Source organism: Pseudoalteromonas sp. APC 3358, assembly GCF_030408075.1.
GTDB lineage: Bacteria > Pseudomonadota > Gammaproteobacteria > Enterobacterales > Alteromonadaceae > Pseudoalteromonas > Pseudoalteromonas arctica.
In genome coordinates, this window is record NZ_JASDCE010000002.1 from 357,394 (window position 1) to 375,988 (window position 18,595).

Annotated in this window: 13 protein-coding genes; 11 read left to right on the forward strand and 2 right to left on the reverse strand. The window is 39.2% G+C overall.

The window, feature by feature from the left end; all coding sequences use genetic code 11:
• Positions 1-61 precede the first annotated feature (61 nt).
• Positions 62-2,836 carry a two-component sensor histidine kinase BarA gene (barA, locus tag QL995_RS04320; protein WP_290293140.1) on the reverse strand — a complete coding sequence of 925 codons (2,775 nt, stop codon included), beginning with the start codon at positions 2,834-2,836 and terminating at the stop codon, positions 62-64.
• Positions 2,837-2,945: 109 nt separating this feature from the next.
• Here barA and rlmD point away from each other — a divergent pair, with 109 nt between their 5' ends.
• The 5 genes from rlmD to eno all read left to right on the forward strand — a co-directional run bounded on the left by rlmD (position 2,946) and on the right by eno (position 10,444).
• On the forward strand, positions 2,946-4,271 hold the full coding sequence (gene rlmD / locus QL995_RS04325; protein WP_121953493.1) for a 23S rRNA (uracil(1939)-C(5))-methyltransferase RlmD: 1,326 nt from the start codon (positions 2,946-2,948) through the stop codon (positions 4,269-4,271).
• Positions 4,272-4,279: 8 nt separating this feature from the next.
• Positions 4,280-6,436 (forward strand): GTP diphosphokinase, encoded by a 2,157-nt coding sequence (gene relA, locus QL995_RS04330; protein WP_290293144.1) that lies wholly within the window; start codon positions 4,280-4,282, stop codon positions 6,434-6,436.
• Between the two features lie 2 nt (positions 6,437-6,438).
• Positions 6,439-7,236 carry a nucleoside triphosphate pyrophosphohydrolase gene (mazG, locus tag QL995_RS04335; RefSeq protein WP_290293146.1) on the forward strand — a complete coding sequence of 266 codons (798 nt, stop codon included), beginning with the start codon at positions 6,439-6,441 and terminating at the stop codon, positions 7,234-7,236.
• A 162-nt stretch (positions 7,237-7,398) separates the two neighbouring features.
• Entirely contained in the window at positions 7,399-9,033 is a 1,635-nt protein-coding gene (locus tag QL995_RS04340; protein ID WP_010553216.1) for a CTP synthase, read from the forward strand.
• A gap of 112 nt (positions 9,034-9,145) precedes the next feature.
• Entirely contained in the window at positions 9,146-10,444 is a 1,299-nt protein-coding gene (gene eno / locus QL995_RS04345; protein ID WP_290293150.1) for a phosphopyruvate hydratase, read from the forward strand.
• Between the two features lie 192 nt (positions 10,445-10,636).
• Here eno and mutH read toward each other — a convergent pair whose 3' ends face one another.
• Complete coding sequence (gene mutH / locus QL995_RS04350) at positions 10,637-11,308, reverse strand: DNA mismatch repair endonuclease MutH (RefSeq protein ID WP_282114577.1); 672 nt, start codon at positions 11,306-11,308, stop codon at positions 10,637-10,639.
• Positions 11,309-11,991: 683 nt separating this feature from the next.
• On the opposite strand from mutH, the gene rppH reads away from it, so the two are divergent.
• From rppH to galU, 6 genes are all read left to right on the forward strand, one after another.
• The gene (rppH, locus tag QL995_RS04355; protein WP_002958704.1) at positions 11,992-12,510 is read left to right on the forward strand and encodes an RNA pyrophosphohydrolase; all 519 of its coding nucleotides are present in this window, start codon (positions 11,992-11,994) and stop codon (positions 12,508-12,510) included.
• A 30-nt stretch (positions 12,511-12,540) separates the two neighbouring features.
• Positions 12,541-14,805 (forward strand): phosphoenolpyruvate--protein phosphotransferase, encoded by a 2,265-nt coding sequence (gene ptsP, locus QL995_RS04360; RefSeq protein ID WP_007583118.1) that lies wholly within the window; start codon positions 12,541-12,543, stop codon positions 14,803-14,805.
• A gap of 90 nt (positions 14,806-14,895) precedes the next feature.
• Entirely contained in the window at positions 14,896-15,705 is an 810-nt protein-coding gene (locus tag QL995_RS04365) for a sulfite exporter TauE/SafE family protein (protein WP_290293156.1), read from the forward strand.
• A 13-nt stretch (positions 15,706-15,718) separates the two neighbouring features.
• Positions 15,719-16,522: a prolipoprotein diacylglyceryl transferase gene (gene lgt / locus QL995_RS04370; RefSeq protein WP_007583122.1), complete on the forward strand. Its 804-nt coding sequence runs from the start codon at positions 15,719-15,721 to the stop codon at positions 16,520-16,522.
• A gap of 10 nt (positions 16,523-16,532) precedes the next feature.
• Complete coding sequence (locus tag QL995_RS04375; RefSeq protein WP_290293159.1) at positions 16,533-17,384, forward strand: thymidylate synthase; 852 nt, start codon at positions 16,533-16,535, stop codon at positions 17,382-17,384.
• Positions 17,385-17,407: 23 nt separating this feature from the next.
• On the forward strand, positions 17,408-18,286 hold the full coding sequence (gene galU / locus QL995_RS04380) for a UTP--glucose-1-phosphate uridylyltransferase GalU (protein WP_290293161.1): 879 nt from the start codon (positions 17,408-17,410) through the stop codon (positions 18,284-18,286).
• Positions 18,287-18,595 lie beyond the last annotated feature (309 nt).

Sequence of the window (18,595 nt, forward strand, 5' to 3'; positions counted from 1 at the left end):
AAAAAGCTTAATTAAAAAAACGCGGTTAATGCCGCGTTTTTTTGTATCTAAAATTCAAAGCTTATCTTTGTAACTCAGTTACGCTTGCATCAGCAAGTAAGTTTTCAAGCTCGTCCTGTAACTCAAATAATTCAGGTTCAATATTCTCTAATAAGCATTTATTTTTAAGTGATGTTTCAATTGTTTCTGCGAGTAATTTAAGTTTAGGTACACCAGTGTAGCAACATGCGCCATGAAACTTGTGGACAATACTTAAGACTTGCTGACAATCATTGCTCTCTATCGCTTTTGCAAGCAATGTAAGAGTTTCAGGGACGCTTAGAAGTAGCATATTAAGCATCTCTAGCGCTAACTCGCTCTTTCCGCCAGCACGCTGCAGGGCTTGTGCCCAATCAATTCGACTACTTTGAAATGGAGCCGGGCTTTGTGGTGTATCTGTTTTAGCTTTATCGCGATTAACCGGGGTCTGTGGACTATGATCGCTAATAATTTGTTTAAGCATATCTTCATCAATAGGCTTAGTTAAATAGCCTTTAAAGCCATCTTTTAGTAGTTGCTCTTTTTCGCTTTGAAGGGCGTGTGCCGTTACAGCTATAATTGGTGTATCTTCATTAAGTGATGATTCTTGTATAAGCTTGCATGCGGTTATACCGTCCATAATTGGCATCTGAATATCCATAAAAATTATGTCGTATTTATGACTTTTACTTAAGCTGTATGCTTGTGAACCATTATGTGCCGTTTCTATTACTTCAATCTGTTCACTTAATAAAGTATGGAGAAGTTTTAAGTTGGCATCGTTATCATCAACAACTAATACTTTTAACGGCAGCAAAGCTTGATCGTTTTGTTCAATATTATGAGTAGGGTGGTCAAGCCTGTAAGGTGCAGCAAGTACTTCACATAACTTACGGTGATTAAGTGGTTTACTTAAACACGCATCAGCACCGCTGCCTATAAAGGCTTCTCGCATATTGTGCGATACAGTATTAAGCATTAAATATAAGTAATCAGTAGATTCACGCACGGCTTTTACATAGCTTTTTAGTTGCTGCATATCATCAACTGATGCCATATGGCCAATTAAGCAAACATCATATTTATGTTCAGTATTTTTTATAGCGTCTAAAAAGCTAGTCTCATTAAAACATGCCGTTACGCTTGATTCCCACTGAGTCAATAACGAAAGTACAGCGTGATGTGTATGCTCGTGTGGCTCTAAATACAAAATACGTTTACCAATGAGCGATTTAGTCGGTAAGTCGTTAGTAAATACATGATTGGGCAAACTAAACACACTATTGAATGTAAAACAGGTACCGTTACCTGGTGCAGAGTTTAATGTTATGCGGCCATTCATCGCTTCAACAATATGCTTAGTAATAATGAGGCCAAGACCTGTACCACCAAACTTACGTGTAATGCTTGAGTCTGCTTGCCCAAATGGAGTAAATAAAGAGTCTTGCTTATCCATAGGTATACCCACGCCAGTATCTGTTACTGACACAAGTAAAGAGGTGCGTTCGTCGTCGAGTAACCGATGGCTTATGTCGACCTTAATGGAGCCTTTTTCAGTAAATTTAATCGCATTACTTAATAGGTTTATCAGCACTTGTTTAAAGCGAGTGGGATCGCCCGTTAAGTCATCTGGTACTTGTTGGTTAATGTAAATGGATAGCTCTAATTGCTTATCGTGTGCGCTAGGAGCGAGTAGTGTCATCACTTCATTTACAGCATCACGAAGTTGAAACTGAATCGACTCAAGTTCCATTGCACCCGCTTCTAGTTTGGAGAAATCTAGAATGTCGCTAATAATAGTCATTAAACTATTTGCTGATAGCATAATAGTGTCGAGATAGTCTTTTTGATGCTTGTTTAGTGGTGTTTTATAAAGCTGGCGTGTAAATCCAATAACACCATTTAACGGAGTACGAAGTTCGTGGCTCATTTTAGCTAAAAAGTCTGATTTTACGCGGTTAGCATCTTGAGCTTCTTTTTTTGCAAATGAGAGCTCTATATTTGACGTTTCGTATTGCTCTAGTGTTTCGCGGTAGTCGCTAGTTGCTTGGTCAATATTTTTTTGCATTTCATCTTTTTGCATCACCATAGTGTGAGCAATGGTATTTAAGCCTTCTCGCAATAGCTCAAATTCACCTATCATGTTGTCGTTAAGGCCAGTACTTCTTTTACCTTCGACTAACTTGTCGGTTGCAAGTACTAACTTATTAAGCGGCGTCATAAACATGCGGCTTAACCTTAAAGCTAAAATTGCTGCAAATACCAATGATAAAATAATTACAATACCGCTAATTAATAAAGCACGTTGCTGCCCTATAACAGCTTGGTCTTTGTTTAGCTGTATAATAACGGTGCCCAAAGATGACTGAAAAGCAGATGGATCCCATTTAGAGTCGTGACTTGTATGGTTAATAATGGGCGTGAAGAATGTAACAAGCTCATCTGACTTTTGCACGTGGGTCGTTTTTAAATTTATGAGCGTCTTTTGATTAATTAACTTTTCAAATGAGCGGTGATAATTACTCGTCATTAATAGCGCATTATTTTTATCAAAAATTGCAATCGACTTAATTGTAGGGGAGTGCTTGTTATGTGTGTAGCTTATAAGGCGATTCAATAGCTGTTTGTTTTTTTCGAGCATGGGTTGCTCAAGCGCAATAGCAAGGGGCTCAGAAATAGTAGTACCTTGCTGATATAAAATTTCATCAAGCTCAATGTAACGATTTATTGTAAAATAGCCACCAAGTAGTAATCCTATGATCACCGTTGGGATCAGGGTCAGTGTTAAAACAGAATCGCGTAAGCCTAATTTGGTCATAATGGGAGCGTTTTATCGTTATTAGTATGATTTGAGTATATACGGTTCAACACGCATTCTAAAGCATCTAAATATAGGTGCTTCATAAATAAACTGAAGGTAATGCCTAATGGCGCAAATTTTTAAAGCGAAAAAAAAACCGCTTAAGCAACAAACATTAGAATTAAATATAACGGGAATGGATCATCAAGGGCGTGGCATTGCTAAGCATAATAATAAAGTATGCTTTGTAAGCGGTGCATTACCAAATGAAACAGTTAAAGCAATGCTCGTCGAAGATAAAGCTAAATACAGCAGTGCAAAAGTAATTAAAGTTATTAAAGCGAGTGAATCAAGAGTAGACGCTTTTTGTGAGCACTATAATCAGTGTGGTGGCTGCCAATTACAGCATTTAGAAGTAAGCCAACAAGTTGTAGAAAAACAAACTGCAGTTACTCAGCTATTTAGTAAGTTTGCTAAATTAAACAGCTTAAACTGGCAAGCTCCATTATTAAGTAAGTCTGTGCATTACAGGCGCAGCGCTCGCATAGCCGTTATGTTTGATAAAGCAGCAAAAAAAATGCGTGTGGGTTACAGAGCCAGTGGTTCAAAAAATATTGTCAGTATTAATAAATGTGCAGTACTTGATGAAGTATTTGCAGATGTTTTTACACTTTTTGATGGTTTAATTAATCAACACAAAGCGCTGCACAGTATAAGCCATTTACAGTTATGCCAAAGTGATGAGAAAAACTTTGTTGTTATTCGTCACACTAAAGCAATTAACGATGATACAAAGGCTTTGGTTGAGCACATAACAAAAAGCCAACAGTTTGAAGTTGTATGGCAAAGCGAGAGCGATGTAATTGAGCATTCACACTTAGCCATGCCGTTTTATTATCTTAAAGAGTTTGATCTAAAATTTGAATTTGGTTTAGGTAATTTTATTCAGGTAAATGCGCAAGTTAACGAAGCTATGTTAAAGCAAGCCGCAAATTGGCTTGATTTAAAAGGTGATGAAAATTTATTGGATTTATTTTGTGGCATTGGTAATTTCTCATTAGTGTTGGCAAAACAAGCAAAATCTGTAATTGGCGTAGAAGGTGTGACTTCAGCGGTTGCAATGGCTGCTCAAAATGCGCAAACTAACTCTATTACCAATGCGCAGTTTCATTGCTTTGATTTAACGCAAAGCATACAGAGCGCCCCATGGTTTAGTAAAAACTTAGATGTGCTTGTACTCGATCCTTCTAGGACTGGTGCAATGGCTGTATTAGAGCAATTATCTTTAAAGCAGTTTAAAACTATTTTATATGTCTCTTGTGACCCTGTTACTTTAGCCCGTGACAGCGCAATTATTTCACAAGCTGGCTTTGATCTTAATAAAATTGGGCTAATGAATATGTTCCCTCATACAGGGCATATTGAAACTATGGCGTTATTTCAACGGAGGTAGAACGCATTATGGTAGCTACACGACAATCACATCAACAAGATGAGACAACAGATTTTAGCACTCGGCTTTCATTTCTTGCCTTGTCTGAAGAAAAAACAGAGCTACTTACTAAAGCGCAAGCGCTCTGCGTAAAATGTGATAATGAAAGCAGGCAAACTACTGCAATCGAAATGGTTGAAATTTTAGCTGAGCTAAATCTCGACCCCGAATCGTTAGCTACTGCGTATTTAACCCCGTATTTTTTAAACGATTTAATATCACTGGAAACCATAGAAGAGCAGCTTGGTAGTAATATAGCCATGCTGTTAACTGGGGTTGCACAAATGGCCACTATTAGTACTTTATCGCATCAAGGTAAAGGAACTATGCAAGTTGATAATATTCGAAAAATGTTATTAACCATGGTTGAAGATGTGCGCGCCGTGGTCATTAAGCTTGCCGAGCAGGTATGTCATTTACGTAATGTAAAAAATGCGGATGAAGAAGACCGCGTCATTGCCGCTAAAGAAACGGCTGATATTTTTGCACCATTGGCAAACAGATTAGGAATAGGGCAATTAAAGTGGGAACTGGAAGATTTATCGTTTAGATATTTGCACCCAGGCACCTATAAAAGCATAGCCAAACAACTTGACGACAAACGTCTTACGCGCGAAGCCTATATGGAAGATATGGTTGAGCAAGTAAAAAACCGTTTAAGTGAAGCGGGCATAGAGGCCCAAGTTTATGGCCGCCCCAAGCACATTTACAGCATTTATAAAAAAATGCAGCAAAAAAACTACGAGTTTGATCAGCTTTTTGATATTCGTGCAATGCGTATCGTTGTTGAACGCCTACAAGATTGTTATGGAGCGCTGGGTATTGTGCACACCAATTGGCGTCATCTTAATAAAGAGTTTGACGACTATGTAGCAACCCCAAAACAAAACGGCTATCAGTCAATTCATACCGTGGTATTTGGGCCTGAAGGTAAAACAGTAGAAATACAAATTCGTACCAGCGATATGCATCAAGATGCTGAGTTGGGTGTGGCTGCACACTGGATGTACAAAGAAGGTGCATTACCAGGACGCGGCTCGGGTTATGAGCAAAAAATTAGCTGGTTGCGTAAGTTACTTCAATGGCAAGAAGAAGTGGTTGATGGTGGCGATTTAGCAGAAGAGCTTAAAAACCAAGTAGTAGAAGACCGCGTATACATATTTACCCCAAGCGGCGATATTATTGATTTACCACTTGGCGCTACACCGCTTGATTTTGCTTACTACATTCACTCAAATGTAGGGCATCGTTGTATTGGCGCAAAAATTTTCGGCAAAATAGTGCCGTTCACGCATCAACTTACAACCGGGGATCAGGTAGAAATACTGACCCAAAAACAACCAAATCCAAGTCGTGATTGGTTAAACCCGTCATTAGGATACATTAAGTCATCGCGCGCTAGAGCCAAAATTCATCACTGGTTTAAACAGCTCGACCGCGACAAAAACTTAAGTGCGGGGAAAGAAATTCTCGACAGTGAATTACAAAAGCTTAATTTAACATACAAAGAATTAGAGCCTGCCATTAAGCGTTTTAACTTTAAAGAACTTGATGACTTGATGGTTGCAATTGGTGCGGGCGATGTACGCCTCAATCAAATGCTTAACTTTGTAAGTGATCGGACAGAAGATGAGCCGGTTATTCGTATTAAAGCGCCTAGCAAAGTAACCGGTGACAAAAACGGCATAGTGGTTGATGGCGTTGGTAGCTTAATGAGCCATGTAGCAAAATGCTGTCGTCCTGTACCTGGCGATGAGATAATAGGTTATATAACGCAAGGTCGAGGAATAGGTGTTCATAAGGAAGACTGTGATTCGTTTAATAACTTAAAAAATCAGCATCCAGAGCGTGTTATTTCGGTAAGTTGGTCTGATGATATCAACGGCTCGTACGCACTAAGTATTAAAATAGAAGCCACCGATCGTTCAGGGCTAATACGCGATATAAGCTCAGTACTTGCTAACGAAAAAGTAAATGTTTTAAACATGAACGTAAATACGGTTGAAGATAATCAGTTAGCTATATTTACGATGCAAATAGAAGTACACGACTTATCGGGTACTAACCGTGTTCTTTCTAAGTTACACCAAATTGAAGGTGTACACGATGCCAAGCGTGGTCATTAATCATGAATGATAATGCAGCGCTTACACAACTTTTTAGCATAATGAAAACACTGCGAGATCCCAAGGGCGGTTGCCCGTGGGATCTTAAACAAGATTTTAAATCTATTGTGCCGCATACACTAGAAGAAGCATACGAAGTTGCCGACTGTATTGAGTCAGGCAACTTAGATGAGCTTAAAGGTGAATTGGGTGATTTGTTATTTCAAATTATTTTTTATGCGCAGCTTGCACAAGAGCAAAATCTATTTGATTTTAATGATGTAGTGGAGCAATTAAACGATAAGCTTACCCGTCGCCACCCGCATGTATTTGGCGATAAAAAAGAGCTAACAGATAAGCAGCTATCGCAGCAGTGGCAAGCAATCAAAGCACAAGAACGCAGTGCTAGAGCGCAAACCGAATCACCTTCTTTTTGGCAAGATATTCCTGCCAATATGCCAAGCTTAAGTAAAGCAAAAAAAATTCAACAACGGGTTGCCGCACTTGGTTTCGATTGGCCAACGTATCATGGTGCACTTGATAAAGTGAGCGAAGAAGTGCTTGAAGTAAAAGAAGCTATTGAGCGAGACCCGTTATCTGATCATACAGCGGAAGAACTCGGCGACTTACTTTTTGCCACTGTTAATGTTGTACGCCATGTTAAACGAGACCCCGAACAGCTGCTTCGTAGCGCTAATGATAAGTTTTCAGCGCGTTTTGAAAAGGTAAACGCCTATTTGCATGCGCAAGGTAAAAGCTTAGATACAGCCACCTTTGAAGAAATGGACAGTGCGTGGGATGCAATTAAAAAAGTAAAATAGGCTTAATGTTAAATAGTGCACATTTTTTGTGCGCGCATTAGCTAATTTTAGCTGGATTGATAAGCAGTGTTTTGGTACAATTTCGCCCCGTCTTGATGATATACCCTTAGGCTCTTCTTTGGGTGTTATATTCCTTTTAATTCCTGATATTCTAGGGTTCGCATGAGTACAAAATTTATCTTCGTTACTGGCGGAGTTGTTTCTTCGTTGGGTAAAGGTATTGCCGCAGCTTCACTGGCCGCTATTTTAGAAGCCCGTGGTTTAAATGTTACCATTTTAAAGCTGGATCCTTACATCAACGTTGACCCAGGCACAATGAGCCCAATTCAACACGGTGAAGTTTACGTTACAGAAGACGGCGCAGAAACTGACCTTGATTTAGGTCACTACGAGCGTTTTATTCGTACCAAAATGACTAGTCGTAATAACTTCACACAAGGCCGTGTATATGAAGACGTATTACGTCGTGAGCGCCGTGGTGAATACCTAGGCGCTACTATTCAGGTTATTCCACATATCACTAACGATATTAAGCAACGTGTATACGACGGTGCTGAAGGTTATGATATTGCTATTGTAGAAATTGGCGGCACTGTAGGTGATATAGAATCACAACCGTTTATTGAAGCAATTCGTCAGATGGGAACTGAAATTGGCCGCGAACGCGCGCTATTTATTCACTTAACGTTAGTGCCATTTTTAGGCCCTGCAGGTGAAGTTAAAACAAAACCAACTCAGCACTCTGTTAAAGAGTTACGCTCAGTAGGTATTCAGCCAGATATTCTTATTTGTCGTTCAGACCGTAAACTACCTAATAATGAGCGTGCAAAAATCTCATTATTCACAAACGTAGAAGAAAAAGCGGTTATTTCATTACCTGACGTAGACAGCATTTATAAAATTCCAGCGCTATTAAAAACGCAAGAATTAGATAACTTCGTATGTCGTCGTTTTCACTTAGATCCACCAGAAGCTGATTTAGCTGAGTGGGAACAAGTACTTTATCAAGAGTCTAACCCAACGGGTGAAGTGACAATTGGTATGGTTGGTAAATACACTGAATTACCAGATGCGTACAAATCGGTTAACGAAGCATTAAAGCATGCGGGCCTTAAAAACCGTTTAACAATTAATATTCAATACGTAGATTCACAAGATTTAGAAAACAAAGGTGTTGAATTACTTTCACACTTAGATGCTATTTTAGTACCAGGTGGATTTGGCGGACGTGGTGTTGAGGGTAAAATCTTAGCGGCTAAATACGCACGTGAAAATAAAGTACCATACCTAGGTATTTGTTTAGGTATGCAAGTAGCATTAATTGAATATGCACGTAATGTTGCAGGTTTAACGGATGCAAACTCTACAGAATTTAATGCAAATTCAGAAGCACCAGTAGTTGGCTTAATTACTGAATGGCTAGATGCTGAAGGTAATGTTGAAACACGTAGCGAGAAATCTGATTTAGGTGGCACTATGCGTTTAGGCGCACAAAAATGTCATTTAACGCCAGGTTCTAAAGTACGCGAAGTATATGGCAGCGACGAAATAGTTGAACGCCATCGTCATCGCTACGAAGTAAATAATAACTTTGTAGAAATACTTGAAAAAGCAGGCTTAAGCTTTACTGGTTTATCAGAAGATAAAAAACTGGTAGAAATTATCGAAAATAAAGATCACCCATGGTTTATTGCCGCGCAGTTCCACCCGGAATTCACGTCAACTCCACGTGATGGTCATCCGTTATTTGAAGGGTTTGTAGCAGCCGCGCATATCCACCAAAAAGCGAATTCGTAATTTTAAAAGCCGTGCATATTGCACGGCTTTTTTGTTTTAAGGGCTGACTAAGCTATATAAAACGTAGTAAAGTTAGCTGAACTCACCATTTTGGGAATATAGAGGAATCAAGATGTCAGAAATCGTAAAAGTAATCGGTCGCGAAATTATGGACTCGCGTGGTAACCCAACTGTTGAAGCAGACGTACATTTAGCAGATGGCTCTTGGGGTCGTGCAGCAGCACCTTCAGGCGCATCTACTGGTACTCGTGAAGCATTAGAGTTACGCGACGGTGATAAATCACGTTACTTAGGTAAAGGTGTATTAAAAGCAGTTGGTTATATCAATAATGAAATTGCTGATGCTTTAAAAGGCCAAAGTGCATTAGATCAAAGCGCTGTAGATAAAGTGATGCTAGATTTAGACGGTACCGAAAATAAAGAAAAATTAGGTGCAAACGCAATCTTAGCTGTATCACTAGCAACTGCGAAAGCAGCTGCACAGTCTAAAAAAGTTGAGCTTTATGAACATATCGCTGACTTAAACGGCACACCAGGTGTTTACTCTATGCCACTTCCAATGATGAACATCATCAATGGTGGTGAGCATGCAGATAACTCTGTAGATATTCAAGAATTCATGATCCAACCTGTTGGCGCTAAAAACTTCCGCGAAGGCCTACGTATGGGTGCTGAAGTATTCCATAGCCTTGCTAAAGTACTTAAAGCTGATGGTCATTCAACAGCGGTTGGCGATGAAGGTGGTTTTGCACCTAACCTTGCATCTAACGAAGCGGCTCTTGCAGCAATTAAAGTCGCTGTTGCAAACGCAGGTTACGAGCTAGGTAAAGATATTACTTTAGCGATGGATTGTGCTGCATCTGAGTTCTACGACAAAAAAGCAAATATCTACGACCTTAAGGGTGAAGGCAAAAAATTCACTTCTGAAGAATTTAACTTCTTCTTACAAGATCTTACTAATCAGTACCCAATCGTTTCTATTGAAGATGGTCTTGATGAGTCTGATTGGGATGGATTTGCACATCAAACTAAACTAATGGGTGATAAAATCCAATTAGTAGGTGATGATTTATTTGTAACAAATACTAAGATTTTAAAACGTGGTATCGACAACGGTATTGCTAACTCAATCTTAATTAAGTTTAACCAAATCGGTTCTTTAACTGAAACTTTAGCTGCAATAAAAATGGCTAAAGACGCTGGTTTTACTGTTGTTATTTCTCACCGTTCTGGTGAAACTGAAGATTCAACAATTGCTGATTTAGCTGTTGGTACTGCTGCAGGTCAAATTAAAACAGGTTCATTGAGCCGTTCTGACCGTGTTGCAAAGTACAACCAATTGCTACGTATTGAAGAGCAATTAGGTGATAAAGCACCGTACAACGGTCTTAAAGAAGTTAAAGGTCAGTAATTCTATTTTATATAGAATCTAATTTTTAATTTTAGATGATAAAATCCTCGCACAAGCGGGGATTTTTTATGCCTGATACTTTTATTCAAAGAGATGAGAATAAGTTGTAGCGTTAAGCTGCTGGCGCGCGCACGTAGTGCGAAAAGAGGGTACCCACAAAAATGGCTCAACAATTAATATTTTATAACACAGTTAAAGCTGAAACTGCTGCTTTAAAATATCACCTGTAAAACTGGTTTTTAAGTAAAAGCCACGGGGTAGGGTTTTAATTATTTGCCCATTTGGACCAATAGCATCAGTTACTATTTTACTATGAGCAGCTTTAGGGCGTATTTGCATCGCATCGCCTAAATGGCCTGATATTTCGTCAACTCTACCTAGCGCAATTAGCTCCATTTGCTCTTCCCAGTCGCGCTGTAATAAAGCGTCTTGTTCAGGTGAGGGTTGCCACAAAAAGCCGCTGCCGATGGTTCTATCAAACGGGGCAATATCACGTTCGCTTAAAATTGGCAGCCATAAAACATGATTTAGTTTTTTACGTACAGAGCTGGTATGCCAAATCATTCCTGTAACGTTCATTAAAGGTGTAACCGATACAAACGTAGTTTCAAGTGGCCTACCTTTATAGGAAATAGGGAGTGTTTTTAGCTCAATTCCTAAATCTTCAAAATCCGGAAGTGGTTTTGAGCCCGCAGTAGCACCTAGTACGTATTCAATTAACTGACCAGTCCAACCTTTTTCGCGCAGTAAATCATCCGGCGTTTTAAAATTATACTTGTTAGCAAGCTGCCCTAGAGTTAATCCGGCAATATTATTAACGCGTTGCATTAAATCGTTAATTGAGTGTGGTTTTGTAGGTCGCATGTCATGCCAATTTTATTAAAATATAAATATTATAGAGGTTTAATAACTCACTAACTACGTTGAAACTACTTATGCGGAGAAACTGCATATGATAGTTTTTTGTTATTGAGCTACTTTTTATTGCGATTATAAATATCAATGCAACGTAATTAGTATTCTTAATTTCGGTTGTATAAATATCATAGCCATGATAGCAAATAGGCTAAGCCGTGGATATCACTAGGGTTGTGTGTTTTTTGCTCGCTTGTTGTTTGGGTTAATTTTGAACATATTGAAATTAAGCTGCTTTACTTTAAGTTACTGACTCAGTTGGTTTTTTTAATGTTGTACATTCAGTTTTGATTAAGCAATTTAAAAGTTGTAAGGATAAATACAACTATATGAACATGTTTATCCACAGAATCTGTGGAGAAGCCAAGTTTTTAGATCTAATATTGTGGATTTGTTTGCAAAATGAGCGTGTTTTACAAAAGTTATGCACAAACTGTGAGTAACTAGAGGAAAACAAGAACCGCAATAGCCTTGTTAAGTTATTTTCCAAATATTTACCCACTCTCCATAATTTATCAATGTACTAAAAGCTCAAACTTAGCTTACTAATCGGGTTGGGTATAATAGTATTTGCCGTATTGCGGCTAATGTGGAACAATCATTAAAAATCGACTTACAAATGAGGCACTAAGGTGATTGATGCCGAAGGTTTTCGTGCCAATGTCGGAATTGTGATTTGCAATAATCAGGGACAGGTTTTTTGGGCCAGACGTTATGGTCAACACTCTTGGCAATTTCCCCAAGGTGGTGTTGATGATGGCGAAACTGCAGAACAAACCATGTACCGTGAATTACACGAAGAAGTAGGGTTGCGACCAGAAGATGTAGAAATAGTCGCAAGCTCAAAACATTGGTTACGCTATAAATTACCCAAACGATTAATCCGCCGAGACTCTAGTCCGGTGTGTATTGGGCAAAAACAAAAATGGTTTTTACTAAAATTACGCTGTAAAGACGAAGATGTAAATTTACTTAAAACCCATCATCCTGAATTTGATGATTGGCGCTGGGTAAGTTATTGGTATCCTGTAAGACAGGTTGTATCGTTTAAACGGGATGTTTATCGACGTGTAATGAAAGAGTTTGCTCCTTTCGCCATGCCTTTTAATAAGAGAGAACAACATAAAGATCATTGGCGAAGTAAAAGGTAGTTAATTCAGAATAAAATAAAGGAGCAGGACATGCTGGCTACACTGAGATCTATTGCGGAGTCTGTATCGCGACAAGCGAATTTAGACAGCGCATTAGTGTGCTTTGTGCAAATGGTTAAAGATGCCATGAAAACCCAGTGCTGCTCCATTTATTTTGCAGATTACAGCCAAGACAATTTTGTACTTATGGCAACCGAAGGGCTAAACCCCGATGCGGTAGGTAAGTTTAGAATTGGTTTTACCGAAGGTTTAGTTGGCCTAGTAGCGCAACGCGAAGAACCTATTAATATTGCATTTGCTAAATCGCATCCTCGTTTTAAGCTCTCCCCCGAAGTAAACGAAGAAGGCTACAACGCTTTTTTATCTGTACCCGTTGTTCATCAAAAAAAAGTACTGGGCGTTATTGTTGTCCAACAAAAAATGGCACGTGTATTTAGCCAAGACGAAGAGTCGTTTTTAATAACACTTTCTGCTCAACTTGCTTCACAGTTAGCGCATGCTGAAATTAAAGAAATACTACGCCAAGATGAATCATCTCATCAAACGTCTGTTTTAAAAGGTGTATCGAGCGCGCCAGGAATAGGTATAGGACAAGCATTTGTTGTATTACCAAAACTTGATTTTAAATCTATTGAGCTTTTAAAAGACAGTGACGTCACTGAGCAGCGTCGTTTGTTTACTCAAGCTGTAGCTGCAACGCGCAAAGAATTTAATACCCTATCGATGACGCTAAGCGATTCTATTCCGCACGAAGCTCTTGCGGTATTTGATGTGTATCAACAACTGCTTGATGCTAAAAGTTTAGGGCATAATGTTGAAATGCAATTACAAGAAGGGTGGTGTGCTAAAAGCGCCCTAAAAATTGTAATAGAGCGTTTAATATCTCAATTTAATGCCATGCAAGACCCTTATATAAAAGAGCGTGCTGTTGACGTTAAAGACATTGGTCTTCGCGTATTACACCACCTTGTAAATACCGAGCACGCTGTTAAAAATTATCCGGCCAACACTATTTTAATTGCTAATACCTTAACACCCGCCATGCTTGCTGAAGTGCCAAAAGGTCATTTAACAGGCGTTGTAAGCGTAAATGGCTCTGCAAATAGCCATGCTTCTATATTAACGCGTGCGATGGGCATTCCTGCTATTTGGGGTATAGAGGATTTACCTCTACTGCAGTTTAATGGCAAACCGATGATTTTAGATGCATTTGCTGGGCGTTTATATATATCGCCTTCACAAATGCTGATGGACGAATACACAGAGTTACAGCATCAAGATAACCTACTTAATAACCGCTTTTTAGCTGAGCAAGACTCAGAATCAATTACGCTTGACGGTGAACATGTTAGCTTATTATTAAACGCAGGCCTTGAGCTTAATACTGAGCAAAGTAGCGCGCATATTTGTGACGGTGTGGGGCTTTATCGAACCGAAGCGTGGTTTATGCAAAAGGGTCAGTTTCCTTCGCAATCAGAGCAAGAAAATTGGTACCGAGAAGTACTAACTAGCTATCATCCTAATCCTGTGGTTATGCGTACATTGGATATTGGGGGCGATAAGGTACTTGATTACTTTAATATTACCGAAGAAAACCCATTTTTAGGTTGGCGTGGTATTCGTATTAGCCTTGATCATCCAGAGTTATTTTTAGATCAACTAAAAGCGATGCTTAAAGCAAATATTGGTTTGGGTAATTTAAAAATAATGCTCCCTATGATCAGTGGCACTGAAGAAGTTGATGAGTCACTTGCGTTATTTGAACAGGCTTATTTTGAGTTAAGTGAAAAATACCCAGAGCAAACCATAGAAAGACCCGACATAGGTATAATGCTAGAGGTACCTTCAAGTGTATTTATGCTTCCAGAGTGGTCAAAAAAAGTCGATTTTTGCTCAGTAGGTAGTAACGATTTAACACAGTATTTATTAGCAGTAGACAGAGCTAACGCACGTGTAGCCGAGCTTTTTAACCCTTATCATCCAGGTGTACTAAGAGTACTAAATAAAGTGGCGCACGAATGTGAGCAATATGAACTGCCATTTAGTTTGTGTGGTGAACTAGGCGGCGATCCTGAAGGTGCTATTTTGCTTATTGCCATGGGTTACAGACGCCTGAGTATGAATTTATCATCGCTTAATAAAGTGAAGTGGGTACTTAGGCGTTTAAATGTCAGTGACATGGAACAACTACTAAGTGAATGTTTAGCGCAATCCACTGCCAAACAAGTACTACGTTTAACGCGAAGCTTTATGCTAGAGCATAAATTAGGTGATTTGTTTTACACCCCCAAATAAGCTTGTACACCTAATTAATTGCAATACACAGATGCTATTAGTTTTATAATCCTTTAATATATAAACCTTAAAAGGGTATTTGAGATTACTATGTATGACTTAGGTTTGTTAGTCGCAAGCTGCGCACTACTAGGCTGTATTGTTGGGTTTTTAGCTGGGTTACTAGGCATTGGCGGCGGTTTAATTATCGTTCCAGTACTAACCACTCTGCTACTCTCATTTAATGTAACGTCGGCTGATCATGTATTAGTAATTGCTATTGCAACCTCACTCGCTTCTATTTTATTTACTTCAACGTCTTCAGCGCTGGCTCATCATAAAAATGATAATGTGCCTTGGGCAATCGCCCCGTGGGTTATGTCGGGTGTGGCTTTAGGTGCACTTATTAGTGGCTTTGCAGCAAGTTTAATCCCTGAACAAATATTACGTACAGTGTTTGCTATAAGTGTTGTATTTATTGCAGCAAGAATGGTGCTCTCCGCGCGTAATAAACCGATGTCAGAAAAACCGTTGCCGGCTGGTCCTATTTTAGGGGGCGTTTCTGCAATAATGGGCGGGTTATCAGGTTTAATAGGGATTGGCGGCGGAGCTTTAATAGTACCGATGCTTAATTATTTTTCGGTTGATATAAAAAAAGCAATTGGCTGCGCGGCAGCGTGCGGAATTGTTATTGCATTATTTGGCTCGATTGGTTACATCAGCGCAGGCTGGCATGTTACCGATTTAGAGCGTGGTTTTGCCGGGTTTGTTTATTTACCTGCATTATTTGGGATTGTTATTACCTCGTGGTTTGTTGCGCCCATTGGCGCCAAAGCAACTCACTATTTACCTGTTAATACAATTAAGAAAGTTTTCGCGGTGCTGCTTGTAGTTATCGCAATTAAAATGGTTTTTAGCTAAAGGTTTATTTTTTATGGCACTTGAGTTTCCTCAAATTGATCCAATTATTTTTTCTGTTGGACCGCTAAGCGTACGTTGGTATGGCTTAATGTACTTAATAGGTTTTGCATTTGCGATGTGGTTTGCTAATCGTCAAGCGTCAAAGCCAAATTCGGGTTGGACTAAAGACCAAGTAAGCGATTTACTGTTTTACGGCATGTTAGGGGTAATACTAGGTGGGCGTATTGGCTACGTATTGTTTTACCAGTTTAGTTATTTTATAGAAAACCCACTGTATTTATTTAGAATAGATCAGGGCGGTATGTCGTTCCATGGTGGAACACTTGGCGTTATAACCGCCGTCGCAATTTTTTCGTGGACGCGTAAAAAGTCACTGCTTCAAGTAGGCGACTTTGTTGCACCACTTGTTCCTGTAGGGCTTTTAGCAGGGCGTATTGGTAACTTTATAAACGGTGAGTTATGGGGCCGAGTTACTGACGTGCCATGGGCAATGGTATTTCCAACGGGCGGTCCGCTTGCGCGTCACCCATCGCAATTATATGAAGCATTTTTTGAAGGCTTAGTACTGTTTTTAATCCTGCAATGGTTTATTAAAAAACCACGTCCAGCAGGCAGCGTAGCTGGTGTATTTTTATTAGGTTACGGCGTGTTTAGATTCTGTATTGAATATTTCCGCCAACCCGATGCACAACTCGGTTTATTTGCCGACTTTATTTCAATGGGACAAATACTTTCACTTCCTATGATAGTGGGTGGTTTAGGTTTATTAATTTGGGCATATAAGCAACCACAACACGTTAAAACAGCTAAGGCATAATAAGAAAAGCATGAAACAATATTTAAAATTATGTCAGCGTATTGTTGACGAAGGTCAGTGGGTCGAAAACAAACGTACCGGTACGCGTTGTTTAACCGTTATTAATGCCGATTTAGAATACGATGTGGCTAATAATAAGTTTCCAATGATCACGACGCGAAAAAGTTACTACAAAGCAGCGATTGCTGAGTTACTAGGATATTTACGTGGTTACGACAGCGCTGAACAGTTTCGTGAAATTGGCTGTAAAACATGGGATGCCAACGCGAACGATAACAACGCATGGCTCAATAACCCTAACCGTAAAGGTGAGGATGACATGGGGCGAGTTTATGGCGTACAAGGCCGTGGTTGGCAACGTCCAGATGGCTCAACGCTTGATCAGCTTTCCAAAGTTATTAATAACTTAAAAAATGGCATTGATGACCGTGGTGAAATAATCACGTTTTATAATCCAGGTGAGTTTGAGCTTGGTTGTTTGCGCCCGTGTATGCATACGCACACTTTTTCACTACTTGGCGATACGCTATACTTAACGTCATACCAGCGAAGCTGTGATGTACCGCTCGGCCTTAATTTCAATCAAATTCAGTGTTTTGTGTTGCTTGCGTTAGTGGCTCAAATTACCGGCCACAAAGCGGGTAAGGCGTATCATAAAATTGCTAATGCACATATTTACGAAAACCAACTTGAACTGATGCGAGACGTGCAGTTAACGCGTGAGCCATTTGAATCACCTCAGTTAAAAATTAATCCAAAAATTAAATCATTAGAAGACATAGAAACGTGGGTAACACGAGACGACTTTGAAGTAACAGGCTATCAATGCCATGAAGTGATTCAATATCCATTTTCAGTATAATAAAAGATTAAGGAAAACATAAAATGAAAGCAGTGATCCCAGTAGCGGGCCTTGGTACTCGTATGTTACCAGCCACTAAAGCAATTCCTAAAGAAATGCTTCCAGTGGTAGACCGTCCTTTAATTCAATATGTAGTAAACGAAGCCGTTGCTGCAGGAATTAAAGAAATAGTGTTAGTAACGCACTCAAGTAAAAATTCAATCGAAAATCACTTCGATACAAGTTTTGAACTAGAAGCTACTTTAGAAAAGCGTGTTAAGCGGCAACTACTTGCCGAAGTGCAAGCAATCTGCCCTAAAGACGTAACCATTATTCACGTACGCCAAGGTGAAGCAAAAGGCTTAGGCCATGCTATTAGTTGTGCAGCGCCTATTATTGGTAACGAACCGTTTGTAGTTATTTTGCCAGATGTAATTATTGATGATGTAGAGAGCGATCTTAAAAAAGATAACTTAGCAGAAATGATCGCTAATTTTGGGAAAACTAAGCACAGCCAAATTATGGTAGAACCAGTACCAATGGCACAAGTGAACCAGTTTGGTGTGGTTGATTTAGGTGATGTTGACTTAAAGCAAGGTGAAAGCTCGCCAATTCTTAATATGGTAGAAAAGCCGCCAGTAGATGAAGCTCCATCAAACTTAGCTGTAGTGGGTCGATACGTATTAAGCGAAAATATCTGGCCGTTACTTGCAAAAACTCCGCAAGGTGCAGGCGACGAAATTCAATTAACTGACGCAATTGCGATGTTAATGGAACACGAAAAAGTAGATGCATACGCTATAAAAGGCCGTAGCCACGATTGTGGAAGTAAAATTGGTTACTTAAAAGCAACGATTGAGTTTGCACTTCGTCGCGATGAATTTGCCGATGAATTAAAATCATTTATTAAAAAACTGATTTAACAGTTAACGTAAAACATGAAAGGCGCCTATATCGGCGCCTTTTTTTATGAGTTTTATCAGGATAGAAGTAAGGAAAGGAATAGCTCTAAAATAAAATTTTTTAAGTCATTACAGACATATTGTTATTTATGTTGTAAAGTTTGTGTTAATTGGCATTGAATTTGTATTAAATAATGCTCTCAAGGAAGGGGTGGAGTATGCAACGTTGTGTTTTACGAAATACTGACAAGCATGCGAAGAGCTAAGTTTTATAGCTCACAGCTTAAATAAAGTTAAACGCTTTCTTGTGAGAATGTTTAACTGAAATGT